This is a genomic window from uncultured Campylobacter sp. (genome assembly GCF_937921625.1).
In the GTDB taxonomy this organism is placed as follows: domain Bacteria; phylum Campylobacterota; class Campylobacteria; order Campylobacterales; family Campylobacteraceae; genus Campylobacter_B.
The window spans coordinates 90,627-107,175 of sequence record NZ_CAKZTI010000055.1; the positions used below are offsets into that span (position 1 = coordinate 90,627).

General features: G+C 47.9%; 17 protein-coding genes and 1 pseudogene. 11 read left to right on the forward strand and 7 right to left on the reverse strand.

Going from position 1 to position 16,549, the window contains the following annotated elements; translation table 11 throughout:
* Window positions 1–251 precede the first annotated feature (251 nt).
* The 9 genes from Q0101_RS09440 to Q0101_RS09480 all read left to right on the forward strand — a co-directional run bounded on the left by Q0101_RS09440 (window position 252) and on the right by Q0101_RS09480 (window position 6,401).
* Window positions 252–686 (forward strand): hypothetical protein, encoded by a 435-nt coding sequence (locus tag Q0101_RS09440; RefSeq protein ID WP_297921979.1) that lies wholly within the window; start codon window positions 252–254, stop codon window positions 684–686.
* 33 nt (window positions 687–719) lie between these two features.
* Window positions 720–2,147 carry a hypothetical protein gene (locus Q0101_RS09445; RefSeq protein ID WP_297944826.1) on the forward strand — a complete coding sequence of 476 codons (1,428 nt, stop codon included), beginning with the start codon at window positions 720–722 and terminating at the stop codon, window positions 2,145–2,147.
* 15 nt (window positions 2,148–2,162) lie between these two features.
* Complete coding sequence (locus Q0101_RS09450) at window positions 2,163–2,720, forward strand: hypothetical protein (protein WP_297944829.1); 558 nt, start codon at window positions 2,163–2,165, stop codon at window positions 2,718–2,720.
* A gap of 152 nt (window positions 2,721–2,872) precedes the next feature.
* Window positions 2,873–3,067 carry a hypothetical protein gene (locus Q0101_RS09455; RefSeq protein WP_297944831.1) on the forward strand — a complete coding sequence of 65 codons (195 nt, stop codon included), beginning with the start codon at window positions 2,873–2,875 and terminating at the stop codon, window positions 3,065–3,067.
* A complete protein-coding gene (locus tag Q0101_RS09460; RefSeq protein ID WP_297944833.1) occupies window positions 3,064–3,219 on the forward strand; it encodes a hypothetical protein in 156 nt (51 codons plus the stop codon). The genes Q0101_RS09455 and Q0101_RS09460 overlap by 4 nt, the downstream gene beginning before the upstream one ends.
* Before the next feature lie 251 nt (window positions 3,220–3,470).
* Window positions 3,471–4,184: a hypothetical protein gene (locus tag Q0101_RS09465; protein WP_297944836.1), complete on the forward strand. Its 714-nt coding sequence runs from the start codon at window positions 3,471–3,473 to the stop codon at window positions 4,182–4,184.
* An 84-nt stretch (window positions 4,185–4,268) separates the two neighbouring features.
* Window positions 4,269–4,694: an ecotin family protein gene (locus Q0101_RS09470; protein WP_297896620.1), complete on the forward strand. Its 426-nt coding sequence runs from the start codon at window positions 4,269–4,271 to the stop codon at window positions 4,692–4,694.
* A gap of 184 nt (window positions 4,695–4,878) precedes the next feature.
* Complete coding sequence (locus tag Q0101_RS09475) at window positions 4,879–5,580, forward strand: YbaK/EbsC family protein (protein ID WP_297944840.1); 702 nt, start codon at window positions 4,879–4,881, stop codon at window positions 5,578–5,580.
* Window positions 5,581–5,738: 158 nt separating this feature from the next.
* Complete coding sequence (locus tag Q0101_RS09480) at window positions 5,739–6,401, forward strand: hypothetical protein (protein ID WP_297944843.1); 663 nt, start codon at window positions 5,739–5,741, stop codon at window positions 6,399–6,401.
* Between the two features lie 459 nt (window positions 6,402–6,860).
* On the opposite strand, the gene Q0101_RS09485 is transcribed toward Q0101_RS09480, so the two are convergent.
* Both Q0101_RS09485 and hisD read right to left on the reverse strand, forming a co-directional pair.
* The gene (locus Q0101_RS09485) at window positions 6,861–7,151 is read right to left on the reverse strand and encodes a DUF5339 domain-containing protein (protein WP_291936556.1); all 291 of its coding nucleotides are present in this window, start codon (window positions 7,149–7,151) and stop codon (window positions 6,861–6,863) included.
* A 259-nt stretch (window positions 7,152–7,410) separates the two neighbouring features.
* Window positions 7,411–8,700, reverse strand: coding sequence for a histidinol dehydrogenase (hisD, locus tag Q0101_RS09490; RefSeq protein WP_297944846.1), 1,290 nt, complete (start codon window positions 8,698–8,700; stop codon window positions 7,411–7,413).
* Between the two features lie 147 nt (window positions 8,701–8,847).
* Here hisD and Q0101_RS09495 point away from each other — a divergent pair, with 147 nt between their 5' ends.
* Complete coding sequence (locus tag Q0101_RS09495; RefSeq protein WP_297944848.1) at window positions 8,848–10,215, forward strand: tetratricopeptide repeat protein; 1,368 nt, start codon at window positions 8,848–8,850, stop codon at window positions 10,213–10,215.
* Between the two features lie 323 nt (window positions 10,216–10,538).
* Here Q0101_RS09495 and Q0101_RS09500 read toward each other — a convergent pair whose 3' ends face one another.
* From Q0101_RS09500 to Q0101_RS09515, 4 genes are read right to left on the reverse strand one after another with little or no spacing between them, the layout of a single operon-like run.
* Entirely contained in the window at window positions 10,539–11,561 is a 1,023-nt protein-coding gene (locus Q0101_RS09500; RefSeq protein WP_297944850.1) for an OmpA family protein, read from the reverse strand.
* Window positions 11,548–12,837 carry a MotA/TolQ/ExbB proton channel family protein gene (locus Q0101_RS09505; RefSeq protein ID WP_297944853.1) on the reverse strand — a complete coding sequence of 430 codons (1,290 nt, stop codon included), beginning with the start codon at window positions 12,835–12,837 and terminating at the stop codon, window positions 11,548–11,550. The genes Q0101_RS09500 and Q0101_RS09505 overlap by 14 nt, the downstream gene beginning before the upstream one ends.
* Window position 12,838: 1 nt before the next feature.
* Complete coding sequence (gene fbaA, locus Q0101_RS09510; protein ID WP_297944856.1) at window positions 12,839–13,903, reverse strand: class II fructose-bisphosphate aldolase; 1,065 nt, start codon at window positions 13,901–13,903, stop codon at window positions 12,839–12,841.
* Window positions 13,904–13,917: 14 nt separating this feature from the next.
* Complete coding sequence (locus Q0101_RS09515) at window positions 13,918–14,727, reverse strand: peptidyl-prolyl cis-trans isomerase (protein ID WP_291936539.1); 810 nt, start codon at window positions 14,725–14,727, stop codon at window positions 13,918–13,920.
* Window positions 14,728–14,832: 105 nt separating this feature from the next.
* On the opposite strand from Q0101_RS09515, the gene nth reads away from it, so the two are divergent.
* The gene (gene nth, locus Q0101_RS09520; protein WP_297944859.1) at window positions 14,833–15,468 is read left to right on the forward strand and encodes an endonuclease III; all 636 of its coding nucleotides are present in this window, start codon (window positions 14,833–14,835) and stop codon (window positions 15,466–15,468) included.
* A 452-nt stretch (window positions 15,469–15,920) separates the two neighbouring features.
* Here the strand turns inward: nth and Q0101_RS09525 are convergent.
* Window positions 15,921–16,549 (reverse strand): annotated as a pseudogene (locus Q0101_RS09525) (aminoacyl-histidine dipeptidase); the annotation flags it as partial.

Consider the following 16,549-nt stretch of genomic DNA (forward strand, 5'->3'; position numbering starts at 1 on the left):
TTTGAAGATGCACAGGTAAAATTTCGCGGCTAAATTTTATCTGCGCGGCCTTACGCGAACGTCGCGGTTAAATTTAGCGGACGTAGCAATATTCGTGCGAGTGCCGCGGTTAAAATTTAGCGGCATAGTGGTATTTATGCGAGAGTCGCGATTAAATTTAGCTAGCGCGGATGTTTCGTGTGCCGCGTAAATTTTAAAATTTAAATCCTACGCCGCGGCAGGTCCGCACGCAGCGACGACAAAAGAAAAGGTTGAAAAATGGTTTTAATCAGAGCGGCAAGAGCGGCTATTCCGGCTTTATTTCGGCGAGTATCTGTTTCGGCGCCGTAGAGGCGCAAGATCACGGTGCGGCGAGCGAGCAAAAACAGACGATAGGGGGCGGCGGGAGAGAGGATCTGGCGCCCGCAGGCAAGCAAAGTAGCGAAATAAGCGCAACAAAGCACGCAGACGAGCAAGGCGACGAGGCGCAAAATTTTAAAATCAAAAGGCGCTATTTTCGCAGCTGTTCGTGCCTGCATAAACAAAAATCAAAGGAGCCCGCCCGCCTCTACGATGAAATTTCGCAAGAGCAGGCCGAAAGATCGGCGGCCTATTTCATCGGCTATTTCAAAGAGGGCAAGCTAAGTCGCTATGAGAAAATTTACAAAGGCAAGAGAATTTTTTCGAGCGAGGATATAAAGCGATAGACGCGATTTAAAATTCAGATAAAAGGAGCGGTCGTGAGAGGTATTTTTAAAATTTCACACGAAGGTGCGGCAAATTTTGCGGCGCTAAATTTAAAGGCGCGAGCGATTATTTCGGCGGGCGCTTTTGGGGCGCAGACGGCAGTTTTGGCAGACAAGCTTCGAGTGCGAGCGGCAGTTTTGGCAGGCTCTATTTTAGCGGCGACGTTAGTTCTCGCGGTGCCTGCGGGCGCGACCGAGACGGCGGCGAAACACGCGGCGGCGGATAAAATTTGCCTACAAAAGACGAGTTATAAAACAGAGGGCGGAGCTGTGCCGCGCTATGAATATAAAGTTAGCCAAAACTACGACGCCAAAACCCGCCGCCTAGAAAAAATCTACAAAAAGAGCAGCGAAGAGGGAACCTCCGTATCGAAAAGCTTTAGCAAATTTGACGAAAGCGGCGAGCGCGAGATCGAAAATGTCGAATACGACTGGGACGCGAATACAAACAAATTTCGCGAAACGGCGATAAGCAAGCAGGAGATCGCAAAGGACGGCTCGAAAATTTATTTCAGTCTGCAAAAGGACGGCAAGCCGTACGACGGAGAAAAAGCCGTCGAAAAGCGCGAGGGCAAAACGGAAATTTTACAAAATTTCACGCTAAAAAAGGGCAGATGGACGCCGACACACCTTACAAAAAGGATTGTCGATGAAAACGACAGAAACAATTTCGTATCGACCTATGAATGGAGCGCCAAAGCGAAAAAATGGGTGCCGTACGAAAAATCGATATATCACTACAACGGCGACGCTTACGCGGGCTCCGAAGGCTACGCGTGGCGCGGCAAATGGGTGCCGCTTACAAAGCACACGGTCTTTACGGCAGCGGACGGGACGCGCAGCGAGATAAATTTTATATGGAAGGACGGCACATGGCAGCGCGACGAAAAGATCTTGCGCAAAATCGAGCCTAAGTATAGGCGCTTTAGCGAGCTAAGATCGCGCTGGGACGCCGCAAAAGGCGAGTGGAGAGAGCACTACAAAAACGTGCACGAGGAGACCGAGGAGAGCAGGCCTCTACGCGAGCAAACCGCGCTTTGGCGCGGGGAATCGCAACGCTGGGAGGTCGTGTTTGAAAACGAGTTTAGCTACGACACGCGTGGCAACGTGATAAAAAATCGCACGGCCTCCGATGGCAAGCAGTATGAGTATATCTACGACTACGACGAAGCGGGCAATAACATCTCGATCATCCTGCGCGAGCCTGATAAGAACGGCAAATGGCGCGATACACAAAGGACGCAAAACGTCTTTGAGCCTGAAATTTTAGCGCACGACGTCCTGGATCGCGGCTTCATCGGCGACTACATAGCCACGGGCGAAAACGCGATCAAAAGCAGCAAGCAGTATTTTCTAAAGGACGGCGAGTTTAAGCTAAACGAAACTCGCGAGTGGGTTTACGGAAAGTGCGAGCCGCAATAAAATTTGAAAAACCTCATGAATGAACCTTATATCGTTAAAATTTCAGATAGCGACGCGATGATGTTCGGCTGCGAAGCGGACGAGCGAGTGAGCGAATTTGTCGCTAAATTTGACGGCTGGGAGTACGAAAGCGAGTTTGAGCGGATCAGCTATCTGCTCGGCACGGACGTTTTTATCGAGGTTGCGAGCGAGGAGAGCTTAAATGAAGGCGCCTTACGCGCTCAAATTCCAAACGAAAAGGCTTTGGACGCTGACGGCGGCACGACGTTTTTAAGCCTGCGCGAATGGGACGGCAAAGAGCACTGGCGAGTTCGCGCGAGCGATGAAATTTTACGCGCCATCAGCGAGGACGAGGACGGCGGCGCGGCGTATCTGCTCCTTAGCCCGCGACATATCGCCGCAGAGGAGCTGCGAAACGCCTTTGAGGGCAGAGCGCCGCAGGAATTTGCGCGCATTATCGAAGCTCTCGAAGCCAAATACGACTGTAAAGACCGAATGCTCTGCTACGTCGTTTGCTATTTTACACCGAAGGGCAAAGAGGGGATGCGGACGGACTTCGGCGTGCAAATTTAAAGCGCGGCGGATTAAATTTAAAATTTGTCTGCGCAGCGCGCTTGCGCCGAATAGCGAGAGTTTGATCTTGCGTGCAAAACCTGCGCCGTATGGGGCAAGTGAAATTAAGCAATGAAATTTAAAATCGCCGCGACGATCGAAATGGGGTCAAAATGATAAAATCCATAAAATTTGAGGGCGAAAGCATCGAGGAGCTGGAGGTTTGGTACTATGCCCCAAAGCACGAATGCAGCGCGGCGGAGTTCGCGCAGCAGTGCGGCAAGCTCGTGCGCGCGGACTTTGGGCTCGCTTCCCTTTACGAGATAAAATTTGAAAAATTTAAGTCCTGGAGCCCGATGATTTTATGAAAGAGCGGATAGCAGCTGCTTTGAGCGCGGTGGATCTATCAGGCGAGCCTCGTAATTTCGCAATGGGCGGCGAGAACGACTGGGGCTGGCAGGAGTGCTCGTTTGAGGCGAGCGGACAGCGATTTTTACGCATCTGGGCGACGTCGGCTTGATAAATTTAGCCGCAATACGGGCTTTGCGCGCCCGAGGTTTCGAGCTGATTTGCCGCAAAGCGCTTGCAAAAGGCGCCTAGCGACGTTAAAATTCCGCACTACCGCTTATCTCGCGCGTATCTGCATACCTTGAAGCGCAATAGCGTAAGCCAAGTAGCAAAGCAAGCAAGTGCGCCCTATTTCGTGCAAATTTACGCGCCGAGGCGCAGCGGGCGCCCTGCTTTGAGCCAAAATTTATTTGAAGGGAAGATATGAAAAACCTATTTTTAGCCGCGCTTGCAGCATTAACGTTTAGCGGCTGCGCGGGCTTAAAATGCGGCGCAAAGGATGGACGAGACGTCGCCGAGATCGATGTGCCCGAAGATGGCTGGACGAGATACCTAGGCACCGACGGCGAGATCAAGGAGGTCGCGTTTTTCACGGCGTTTTTCTCGGGGCAGTTCCGCCAGAGCCCAAAAGATGGCGAAAAGATCGGCTTCGTGCTTACCAAAAAGAGCGGCGAACGCATACCGATAAGGCTCGGCGATATGTATAAGGCGGCAGACGGCGCATTCGCGCTCGCGGGTCTCGACGCGCAGAGCGACGTATGGCGCGGAGCTCGGGAGCTACACAGAGCAAAACGGGTGAAATTTTATAAATTTCAAGAAGGCAGCGTCAAAGTGACGGACTATGAGGCGCAAGGCGGGCTTTGCGAGGCGTTTTATGCAGGCGAAAAGATAAGCGTCAAAAGCGTGCTAAGCCGCCACGCGAGCAAGGCTGGCGAGGCTAGCGGCGAAATTTCCGCCGCGCAGACGCAGGGCGAAATATCGCGCGACGCCGCCGAAATTTTAAACTCGCGCGAAAAGCCCTCGCCGCAAAGCTCTAGCAAAAATTTAGCGAACAAAAATGGCACCGCGCAAAAAACCGATAGCGAGGCGTTAAAACCAGAGGCAGAGGCGCTAAAAAATATTATCTGCTACAGATAAAAACAAAGTCGATTGAAATTTCAGTTTAATGAGTAAAAATTTTGCTAAAATTTTAAATAAAAATATCTTTTCAAGGAGCAAAAAATGAGAAAAAGCGTTTTATTTTTCCTATTGCCGCTGTTTTTATTCGGCGGCGAAGCGCAAAAGCAGCTAAATGTCTTTCAGCTAACGCCGTCAAAGATGCCGCCGCAGCAGTTTAAGGTCGAAGCGATCTTTTCGAAAGAGATCAAAGCCGACTGCAACGACGCGTATCTAATCGGCGGCAAAATAGAGCAAAAAGAGGGCTCGGACGGGCTTTATTACGAGTTTAGCGGCGGCGATGAGCTTGCTCAAACGCTGATGCTATGCGACGGCAAGAAGCAAAAGAAGCGGATCTATTACGAGCTCACGCATCCATTCGCCTACGATGGCGGCGAAATTAGAATTTTAGCGCCCAAAGACGTTAAGGTCGAGCTTAAAATTTACGAACTCGTAGAGAGCAAAGAGCCCAAAATCCGCAAGATGAAATAATTTCGCAAGAAGCGCGGCGGACCGAGCTTATGCATGGCGGAATTTCCGCCATGCAATAGATCTTTCATCGCGCAATGGTTTTGCGCGTAGGCGAGATAAATTTTACGGCGAAGAATGGAATTTCGGCACCGATGGGTCGTTTGGTTAAAATTTTAGTATAATTTCGCAAAAACAAGGAGAGAGCATGTCAGAGAGAATTTTTGAAAGCCTAAAAGAGCTTTTGACGCAGCAGGGGGCGCGCTTCCGCGTCGTAGCTCACGAAAGCGCGGGCACCTCCGCCGAGGTCGCCAAAGCCCGCGGCACACAGCTGGGACAAGGCGCAAAGGCGCTGGTTTGCACGATTAAGGGCTTTAAGGACGGGCAAATTTCTTTCGCGCAAGATTTAAATTTAGTAAGCGCCGATGACGCGCAAAACTCCAATGCTTCCAGCTTTGCGAGCGCTCAAGGCTGCGAAAACAGCGCCTGCGCGGGAAATTTAGCTTTAACCACCGATCAAATTTGCGCAAACGTGCCGCAGCAGCTGAAGCTTCCTAGCGACAAACCCGCGGGCAGAAACGGCAGGATCTACGTCCTAGCGGTCTTCGCAGCCGATCATAAAACCGATCTAAAGCGCCTGGCGCAGGGGCTCGGTGGCACGAAAGCATCGCTCGTAAGCCCCGATGAAGTGAGCGATCTCACGGACTGCGTCATCGGCTCGGTACCGCCGTTTAGCTTCCACGACAAGCTGCTGCTAATCGCCGATCCGTCGCTGTTCGGACGCTTTGATGAGATCGCTTTTAACGCGGGCTTGCTTGATCACTCGATCATCCTAAACGCGCAGGATTACGCGCGCATCGCGGCTCCACGCATCGTTAGCTTCACTGAAAAGGCTACGGAAGACGAATAGCAGCGCATCGTCCGTTTCACGTAAGAACAAGAGGAATCGGATTAAATTAGCCCAAAAGCAAGGGCAGAATAGAAAAAGATGGCTAAGGATGGCTGTAAAAGCGGTGCTTTGATTTTTGATCTTTTTTTTCTTCATATTAAGGCTTTAAAATTTGCAGTATGATCAGAAGCAAAGAGGGCGCGACCGAAACGAGGGGGAATGTTATGAAGCAGGTGTGGATATTTTTGCTGTGCCTACTTGCGCTATGCGGCATGGAAAATGCCGCGACCAAAGGAGACGATGCGCCGCGACCGGAGATTTATCAGAGTATGAAAGATATTTACGACGATCTACCGATCGCGCAACTGCCAATGCGCTATCCGGGAGGAATTTCGCCCTTAGCGGCTATCGATAAAAATTTACTTGATAAAAATGAGCTGTTTTCGTTCGCAAAGGAGAACTTTTTAATCGACAATCTAAGCGCGTATTGGGAGAGGATCAAATACATAAGGGCTTGTCGTTTGCCAAAAAAGAGCGCCAAAACAATTCTGCTAAGGCTTTATCTGAGGGATTTCCAAGATAGCAGGCACGGGCACGAATATGTTTTTATGTGCCTTTTAAACGACGCATTTCGTATAAGCGATTGTCGCGAAATTTATGCCGATTACGTGCACTGCGGTAAAAGCAAGCCGCCAATGCGCGCCAAGCAGGAGTTCGTCATCGACGCCGATTTACGCTGCACAGTAACAACGCACTACTATACTTTAGATGCCGGTAAGGAGCTGCACAGAAATGCCTGCGTGCTCGAAATAAAAAACGGCGCAATCGTTACCGAGGATTAAAATCCGAGGCGATTTTGCGAGATGTTTTTGGTCGTAAAGCCGTAAATTCATAAGCAGAGCCGCAAACTGAGACGCGAATTTGCTCTATCTATGAGCCCAGCTATTTCAAATCGCGATAAAATAACGCTCAAACCGAGCCTCGAATTCATCATATTGATGAGGCGCTGTTTCGAGCCGCGCCAAAACGGCTCGTAAATCTTTGGTGCACCGTAGCGTCCCACTAAGATGCATCGCCTTACGGAGCATTTTAATGACGCGAGCGCTTTATTTGTTTTGGCTTCCTGCGACAAGCTGAATATCAAATCTGAAATTCTTAGCAAGTCCCGAAAGCAGCGAGGATAAAACATCCAAATTTTAAAATTTAAAAATTTTTAAAAAAATATGAGATTAAAGAGAATTAATCGCGACGATATCGTATCGCCGCGACTGAAGAGGGCATCATCGTGCCCGCGAAGGTATTTATTTCATAGCGCCTTGTTGTTTCATCTGATCCATCATCTGCTTAAATATCTCTTTAGCTTGTTTGCAAGTGGCCTCTTGCTGCTCTTTAGGAAGCGCGCTGATCTGATCCATAGACTGCTTTTTTTGATCCTCATACATCTTGACCTGCTGCTCTTGACCCGCTTGCTTGTAGGTATCAACCATCTTATCAAGATCTGCGAAATACTCTTTGCAGCTATCTGAAAGATCTGCGGCGCTAAGACTTAGCGCAAAGCCAAAACTAGCCAAAACTAAAAGTGATTTTTTCATTTTTCTCTCCTTGTAAAAAATCAGCGAAAGTATATCATTTAGCTTAGTAAATTTGCCTTAAATTTTAATCAAATGCGGCCGTTTTTTTAAATTTATAGCGCTTTTGAAATTTTAAAATTTTACTCTCGCCGTGGCGCTTATATTTTTTAAAATTTAACTCGTCTTTAAATTTTAAAATTTCGGCTCGCGGTTTCGCAACTGCCGCCGGTGATTTTTAAAATTCCGTCCCTGCTGCTTCTTGGGGCTGCGGCGCAAAAAATCACTTCTCCTCAAATCTAATCTGCACCGATTTTTTGTGCGCGCCGAGCCCCTCTGCGTCCGCTAGCGCCATGCACGCGCCCCCTAACTCGTCTATGGCGCGCTTATTTAGCGCTATGATCGAGCTTCGTTTGATGAAGTTATAAACCCCAAGAGGCGAGAAAAATCGCGCGCTTCCGCCGGTCGGCAGCGTGTGGTTAGGGCCTGCGAGATAATCGCCCATCGCCTCTGGCGTGTAGTGACCCAAAAATATCGCGCCTGCGTGGCGTATGCGCGGAAGTAGCTCGTAGGCGTTCTCGGTCGCGATCTCGAGGTGCTCGACCGCAAGCTCGTTCATCAGCTCCACGCACTCGTTCATATCGCGTGCTATGATGATTGCACCCTTGTTTTGAATGCTGGCACGAGCGATCGACTCACGCGCGAGCGTAGCAAGCTCGCGCTCGATATGCTCTGCGACGCAAAGAGCAAATTTTTCATCGTCGCTTATCAAAAAGCTGCTCGCGATCTCGTCGTGCTCGGCTTGGCTGAGCAGATCCACGGCGATGTTGCGCGGATTTGCCGCGGCGTTTGCGATGATGCCCACTTCGCTAGGGCCCGCGATCATATCGATATTTACGTCGCCGAACACGAGCTTTTTAGCAGTCGCTACGAAGATATTCCCGGGGCCCGTGATGACGTCGACCTTGCCGATCGTGCGCGTGCCGTATGCCATCGCCGCGATCGCGCTGGCGCCGCCCACTTTGTAGGCCTTTTTGATCCCCAGCACATGCATCGCCGCGAGCAGTAGCTCGTTTACGACGCCGCCCACGGCGGGGGTGCAGACGCTGATATCCTCCACGCCCGCGACGATTGCTGGGATCGCGTTCATTAGAAGCGAGCTCGGATACGCTGCCTTGCCCCCCGGGATATACAGCCCCGCGCGATCTACCGGCGTGATCTTTTGCCCGAGCATCGCGCCGCTTGGATCGAAGCTAAACCAGCTTCTCTCAAGCTGCTTTTCGTGATAGGCGTAGATGCGCTCGTATGCGACTTGTAGCGCATTTTTTAGCTCTGCGGTTAAGCCTTCATACGCGAGACTCATCTGCTCTTGCGTGATAGCCAGATCGCCCTGCACGCGCCATCTGTCAAATTTCTCAATCTGTTCAGCTAGCGCCTCATCGCCGCGCTCTCTGATATCTTCGATGATACCGCTTACGACGGGCATCACCGATCTCATATCCGTCTCGCCGCGGCGCACCAGCCTTGCAAACTCCTCTTTGAAATTTGCCTTCGTGCTTCTTAAAATTTTCATTTTCGCTCCTTGTAATTCTTGGAATTTTAACGCTTTTTGCTAAATTTCGCCTTTAAGCTCGCGGCGATGTAAATTTACAGCTCGCCGATTTTCAAAAGATTAAGCGAAAATGAAATAAAATAGCCGAAATTTTAAACGGAGCGATGTATGAAAAAGATATTTTTGGCGCTGATCGCCACGGCGGCTTTATCGCTAGCAGAAGCCACGGCTTTGCCATCGGCGGAACAAGAAGATCCCGGTATAAGCAGATTACAAAGCGAATGCGATAGCAACAATACCTTAGCATGCGTGAATCTCGCCATGGCATACTATTCAGGGGATGGCGTGAAGCAGGATTATGAGAAAGCAAAAGAGCTAAATTCTAAAGCCTGTAATTTGGGAGACGGCTGGGGTTGCACCACCTTAGGGGCGTCATATGAATACGGCAAGGGCGTAGAACAAGATTATAAAAAAGCGATCGAACTGTATTCTAAGGCCTGCGACTTAAAAAATAGCATAGCTTGCGGCAATCTGGGTGTTTTATACTACTCAGGCAAAGGGGTAGAGAAAGATTACAAAAAGGCGACTGAACTGCTTTCCAAAGCTTGCGATTTGCAAGAAGGTGACGGATGCTACAATCTCGGGCTTTTATATGCCTCGGGTGAAGGCGTAAAGCAGGATTATAAAAAAGCGAGCGAGCTATATTCTAAAGCTTGCGATTTAAAACATGGCGAAAGCTGCCACAATCTTGGAGTTTTATACGAAAAAGGAGATGGCAGCGTAAAGCAAGACTACCAAAAAGCAAATCAATTCTATTCTAAGGCCTGCGATTTGGAGATTGCCGAAGGGTGTTATAATCTTGGAGCTTCATACTATTTAGGCAATCATACAAAGCAGGACTATAAGAAAGCAAATGAATTGTTTTCTAGGACTTGTGATTTAGGATATAGCATAGGATGCTATGCTCTAGGGTTTTGGTATGCCTCAGGCGAAGGCATAGAACAAGACTTTGAAAAAGCAATAAATTTATATTCTAGAGCTTGCGATTTGGGGAACGGGCTAGGATGTAGTGATCTAGGAGTTTTATATGAACAAGGGGAAGTCATAGAGCAAAACTATAACAAAGCAAATGAGCTATATTCTAAAGCTTGCGATTTGGATGTCGGTGAAGGTTGCAATAGTCTCGGGGTTCTATATGAGTCTGGTAAAGGTGTAAAACAAGACTTTGAAAAAGCAAAAGACCTATATTCTAAAGCTTGCAATCTTGGAGATGGACTAGGATGTGTCAACTTAGGAGCTTTATATGAACAAGGAAAAGGTGTAAAACAAGATTACCAAATAGCAAATAAATTATTTTCCAAGGCTTGTGATTTAGAAATTGCCGAAGGGTGCAATAATCTTGGATATTTATATGAATCCGGCAAAGGGGTAAAAAAAGATAAGAGTATGGCGAAAAAATACTATGGTAAAGCCTGCGATCTAGGGATTAAACGCAGTTGCTACACCTATAAAAAACTAAACGAGCAAGGTTTTTGATCCATTTAAATTTTAAGCCGCCCGTTAAGCCCGTTTAAATTTGTGGCTTAAATTTAAAGGTCTAAATTTAAACTATATCATCCTCGCGACAGCGCTAAAAGCGCGTCAAAATACGCGGACTTAAAATTTAAACCCATTCCGCCGCGGCAGATGCTGCGTAAGCGGTGTGTAAAATTTAGTGAGCCGCCAAATTACAACGACATTCGCGCCAAAATAAAAGGATACGTTCCGCCACCGTTAAAATTTCAGATGAGACGTTAATTCTTTAGGAATTTTAAAATTTTAAGCCCTCTTTTTTGCGGGCTAAAATTTCGAGCGAGCCGTTAATTCGTAGCGTTCGCATCGAACTGCAAAAATTTCCTGATCTCATCCATCGCCTCTTTGTTTGAAAGGGTAAATTTGATCTCGATGCGGCGGCTAGCGTCCTTGTCCTCGACGCCTCTGCGCATCACGGGCTGCGTGTAGCTGCGACCGCTGGCGATGAGATATTTTTGCAGTCGCTCATCTTTATTCCACGAGTTGATGAAATCCATCACAGCAAACGCCCTATTTTGCGAGAGCTCGAGGTTATACAAATACCCGCCGTCGCTGTCCGTGTGCCCTTCGATGATGATCTGATCTAAATTTTCGCGAATTTCATCGTTATTCAAAAGCGCGGCGAAATAGCTCTGCAGCGTCGAGCGGAGCGTCTCTTTGGCGCTCTCTTTCAGCTCGCTTGAACCCTTGTCGAAAAGGATCGACGAGCTTAGCGTCATCGCGCCGCTTTCGTTGTCGATGCGGATCTTGCCGCCCAGCTTCTCCTTCAGATCGGCGATGATCTTGACCTTCATTCCGGTTAGGTTACGGATGCGGTTTTTCGTGACGTTGAGGTCTTGTAAAATTTTATTAAAATCGCTCTCCTTCTTCGTGAGCTGATCGAGCAAAAAGGCGATTTTAAGTTCGTTCTGGCTGATCGTAGCGTTGGCGTCGTCGCGCGCTTTTTGCAAAAGCGAGTTTATGTCTAAATTTTCTTTTTTCAGCTTTTCCGCCATCTCGGTTAGATCTTCGATCTGTATGAAATAGATGGAATTTTGCTTGCGAAGGTCGGTGTTTTCTATGTTCAGCTTCTCAAGCTGGTCGCTAAAAATTTTATTCAGCGCTTCAAGCTCGGCGCTTTTTTTCTCCTGGCTTTGCAGGCTTGCTAGCGCGCTTGAAATTTGGCTTTCTTTCTCCTGTAGGTTGCTTTGCGTGAGGAAGTATTTGACGATGATGCCGCCTACTAAAAGCACGAAAACAAAAAGCAGTCCCGCCATCAAATCGGCGTACGCGATCCAAAAGGTCTCTTTTTCTTCGTTATTCGTTTTCATCTAAAAGTGCTTTTTCGTCGATGCTCGCAAGCGTTTTGCGAAGCTCTTCGATGATGCTTTCGTTGCTCGTTCGCGCAGCTCCCTCTCCAGCTAAAAGTGCCTTCAAATCCGCGCTTAGCCCCTTAAAGCTAGCGTCAATTTTAGCGGCGCAAGCATTCTGCGAACTTGAAATTTCGCCCGCAAACCCGCCCAAGGAAGCATTTAGGCTCTTGATTTGAGCGCTTAATGCGCTCGTAACGTTAGCCAGCTCGCCTTGCCCGTCCGTTAAAGTCTTAGACTGACTTAGATACTGCGCGGAAATTCCGTTTTGAATTTCGATTAAGCTTGCAGACACGGACTTGAGTGCAGATAAAATTTGAGCGAAACTCTTATCTAACTCACCGTGAGCGAGATTTGTCCTTTGGATCATCTCTCCTGCTTTTTCAAGCTCTTCTTGTGTAATCGCCATACTTCGCTTCTCGGCTTCCATTACGCTTTCAAAAGCGCCGATTTTTTCATCGATTAGGCGGTTTAGCCTTTCGGTAAAATTCGTAGAGCTCATCATCGCAAATGAGCGCGAAATTTCAGAATTAGCGTTTAAAATTTCATTCAGATAGCCCTGTGTTATTTCGTCTTTGTTCCAGAAGAAATTTTTAGTGGAATTTTTGTATTTGATGAGCAGGCGCTCATATTTGCTGATGCCCTTTTTCTCAAAATATATCCACCAAAGCGCCAAAAAGATTCCATAGATCGAGACGTAAAATGCCGTACCTACGCCGCCTAGAAGCTGCGCGATCTCGGTTTCGAGCCCATCGATATTGCTTGAGGAAAAGTGTGGCATCGAAATCGCAATCGAGATAAAGGTGCCTAAAATTCCAAGCATCGGAAAGACTGCCGATGCGACGGAAGCGTAGTTTTGATTACGCAGCGAATAGCCGTATTCGTCCACAAAAAGATCAAAGCTGGCATCGGATTTTTTCTTACCGCCAATGCTTAGGAGATTGGCGACGATGTAATTTTTTAGCTCTCGCTTGAAATCATCGATATTATTTTGAAAATTTAAGCAGCCATATTCTGCATTATGACGAGCTAAAATTAGTGCAATAATGAGCAAAACCGCAAGCATTAGGATCGAGTGCGTTTCTACCTTCAGCCCGATAAGCCCCAAATAGCCCAGCAAAAACACCACAAAAACCGCGATCGGCAGAGCTGCGATCTTAAAAAAAACGCCCGCTAGCGAGCGCTCCTTCGCCTCAGGTAGCGTGATATCGAGCACTTCGTTATTCGGGCGATCCATATTAGTTCCTATTTAGGCAATTTAGATTGTCAAATGCGACCTGCAAGCGCGCCACCATACTCTGCTCGCCTGCCCTCAGCCACTTGCGAGGATCGTAGAATTTTTTATTCGGTTTATCCTCACCTTCCGGATTGCCGATTTGAGCTTGCAAATAGCCGCGATTTTTGCCCTCATAAGCGCGCACGCCGTCCCAAAACGCCCACTGCGTGTCGGTGTCGATATTCATCTTAACGACGCCGTAGCTCACGGCCGCCTTGATGTCGGAGGTCTCGCTGCCACTGCCGCCGTGAAAGACGAAATTTACAGGCTTTTCGGATTGCAGATTAAATTTTTCGCGGACGAATTTTTGCGAATTTTTCAAAATTTCAGGTCTCAGCACAACATTGCCCGGCTTATACACGCCGTGGACGTTGCCGAAGCTCGCCGCGATGCTGAATCTATCGCTGATTTTGCCAAGTCGCTCGTAAGCAAGCGCGACATCTGCGGGCTGGGTGTAAAGCCGCGCGTTATCGACGCTCGTATTATCGACGCCATCCTCTTCGCCGCCCGTGACGCCAAGCTCGATCTCAAGCGAAATTCCAAGATCGCTTAAAATTTCCAAATACTTCTCGCAGGTCGCTAAATTTAACTCCAAATCATCCTCGCTAAGATCGAGCATGTGCGAGCTAAAAAGCGACACGCCGTGAGCTTTTTTATGAGTGGTATTAGCTTTGATAAGCTCGTCGATCCACGGGAGCAGCTTCCTTGCGGCATGATCGGTATGTAAAATCACCGCAACGCCGTAATGAGCCGCCAAAGTATGCACTTGATGCGCGCCTGCGATAGCACCCAAAACCGCGGCATTAGGGCAAGTAGCGCCCGCATAAAACGCCGCGCCGCCGTTGCTAAACTGAATTATTACGGGCGAATTTGCGATTTTAGCGCTTTCCAAGACGGCGTTTATGGAATTTGATCCCACTACGTTTACCGCAGGGATCGCAAAGCCCTGCTGCTTCGCATACGCATAGACCTTACTTACGTCATCGCCACTTAAAACGCCCGGTTTTACTATATCTAAAACGCCCATTTTTAGCTCCTATATTATTTATACTCGATTTTAGCGTTTTTGTGAAGATCTGCCGCTTTTTGCTCGACTACTTTCGCCGCTTTTTGCTGTCTAAGCACGCGCTCGATAAAAGGCTTTGCCTCGCTTTGACTTAACTGCTTTTTAGCTTGAGACTCCTCTTTTAACACGACGTGATATCCAACCCTGCTTCTAATCGCTTTAGTAGTGATTTGACCATCTTTTATCTTAGAGATCGCATCGGCAAAAGGCTTGACCTGATCGCTAGGCATCCAGCCTAGCTCGCCGCCGGTTTGTTTAGCCTGCGGATCGATAGATTTAGCTTTGGCAAGCTCTGCAAATTTAGTAAATAGTGCACTGTCGCTAAGCCCTTTTAACTGCTTAATAATATCGTTTGCCTCGGCTTCGGTTTTAACGACGATCTGAGCCGCTTTGATTCTCGCAGGCTCGGTAAAGCGTGCTTTGTTTTTGTTATAAAAATCGGCTATTTCTTTATCGTCGATATTTATTTTACTGGCTTCTTTAGCCTGCCATACACGAAGTGCTAAGTTATCTTTTACGATTTCAAGCTCTTTTTTATAAACGTCTTCGTCCATAACGCCCGATTTTTTAGCCTCATCCGTTAGCAGCATCAGATCGATACCTTTATCGATAAGCTCCTTTTTTTGATCGGCATTAAGAGCAGCGATATCTACATTGCCTATACCTTGAAGTAGTGGAGCGAGCTCTTTTTCAGTTACGTCTTTGCCATTTACGGTAGCGTAAACGGTAGCGTTAAGGCTGATAGCGGCAGCCAAACTAAGTGCTGTAAATAAAACTTTTTTCATCACAATTCCTTAAAAAAATTTTAATGGCGATTATAACTCAAAGTTGTTAACAATCAAACTGTACTTTAGAATTTTAGGGTAGAATTCCGCCTTGAGGAAATACAAATGAGAAGCAAAAAAGATATTTTAGAGATAAAAAAGAGAATTTTACAAAACTTCGCAGAAGAGCGCAGCGAGCTGAAATTTAAAGACAACTATCAACTTTTGGTCTGCGTGATGCTTAGCGCGCAGTGCACCGACAAGCGGGTAAATTTGATCACGCCGCGCTTTTTTGCGGAATTCCCTAGCGTTAAGGAGCTTGCAAAGGCCAATCTGGCGAGCGTTAAACTGCTAATCAGCTCGTGCAATTTCTACAACAACAAAGCGGTAAATTTGATCAAAATGGCGCAGGCGGTGGTTAGCGACTTTGACGGCGTCGTGCCGCTTGATGAAGCGGGGCTCAAATCTCTTGCGGGCGTGGGGCAAAAGACCGCTCACGTCGTGCTTTTGGAGGGCGCGGGCGCAAACGTGATGGCGGTGGATACGCATGTCTTTCGCGTCGCGCATCGCCTAGGGCTGAGCCGTGCAAAGACGCCCGAGCTTACGGAGCGCGATCTGAGCGAGGCTTTTAAAACGGATCTTGGTAAGCTGCACCAAGGCATGGTGCTTTTTGGCCGCTACACCTGTAAAGCGATCAAGCCAAACTGCAAGGAGTGCTTTTTAAACGAGCTGTGCCACAGCAAGGATAAGAATTTTCCGTAAAATTTCAGTCTACAGATGCGAGCTTAAATTTACGAGCTTAAATTTGACAGAATTTTAGAATTTTGATTCTTGGTAGCTGTGTTTATTATGATCTGTATTTTATAAAAATCGCTGCAAATTTTAAAATCAAATTTGTAATGCAAGAAGCTAAGGCGAAGTATTTTTGTTCTCGACGAGGCAGATTTAAAATTTAAGGGCGGGGGTTACCTAGTTGGTAGTAACCGATTAAAAATTTAAATCCAACGAAGCATGGGGCAACAAGAGACAAGCCGTCACAAGAATTTTAAAGGCGAAGCATCGCGAGATGATTTTGAATGTTGTGCGGAAATTTTAAGTCAAGGCTAGACAAGTAGTCTGCCGCAGACTTAAAATTTCAAACTCATTCAAAACCAGCGTAGCGACGCCGCAGGCGGGGTTTCTGTAAAGACGCTCAAAAGACAAGCCTTTCCAAGCTACTGAAGTCTAGCGATTATATTTCTTACGACTTCCGCCATCATCTCCACCGACGCTATCTCGCAGTGCTCGTTCACGGAGTGAGGCGAGTGGATGTTCGGACCTATGGAGCAGGCTTGTAGCTCAGGCTGTTTTGCGACCAATACGCCGCACTCAAGGCCTGCGTGCACGGCGGCAAATTTAGCCTGCGGTTTTTGTTTTTGCAACTCCTCGAGCACGAGATGCGCGAAGTCGCTGATGCACGGAGCCCAGTTCGCCGATCGGTCGGTTACTTTGACCTCAAAGCCCAGCGCGCTAGCTAGCGTAGCGGTCTCAAAGCCCAGATTTTCAAGCCCTTCGCGCTTCATCGCGCGTCCGAAAAAGTCAAACTCGATCACTTCGCCCTTTTGCTTGACGGTCGATAGATTTATGCTTTCGTTTACCATGCCAAGCTGCGTGTCGTAGCTGCGTACGCCCTGAGCGAATGAGTTAATTAGCGCCAAAATTTTGCCGCTATTTACCAGCACGTCCGCTTCGCCCTCGCCCAGGCTCTTTACCCACGCGAGGCCGCGCTGTTTTGGTTCATGCGCACAGAGCGCCTTGCACACGGCGTTTGCGGGGATCGAGTTGCTCCTCTCGCCAAAATCTA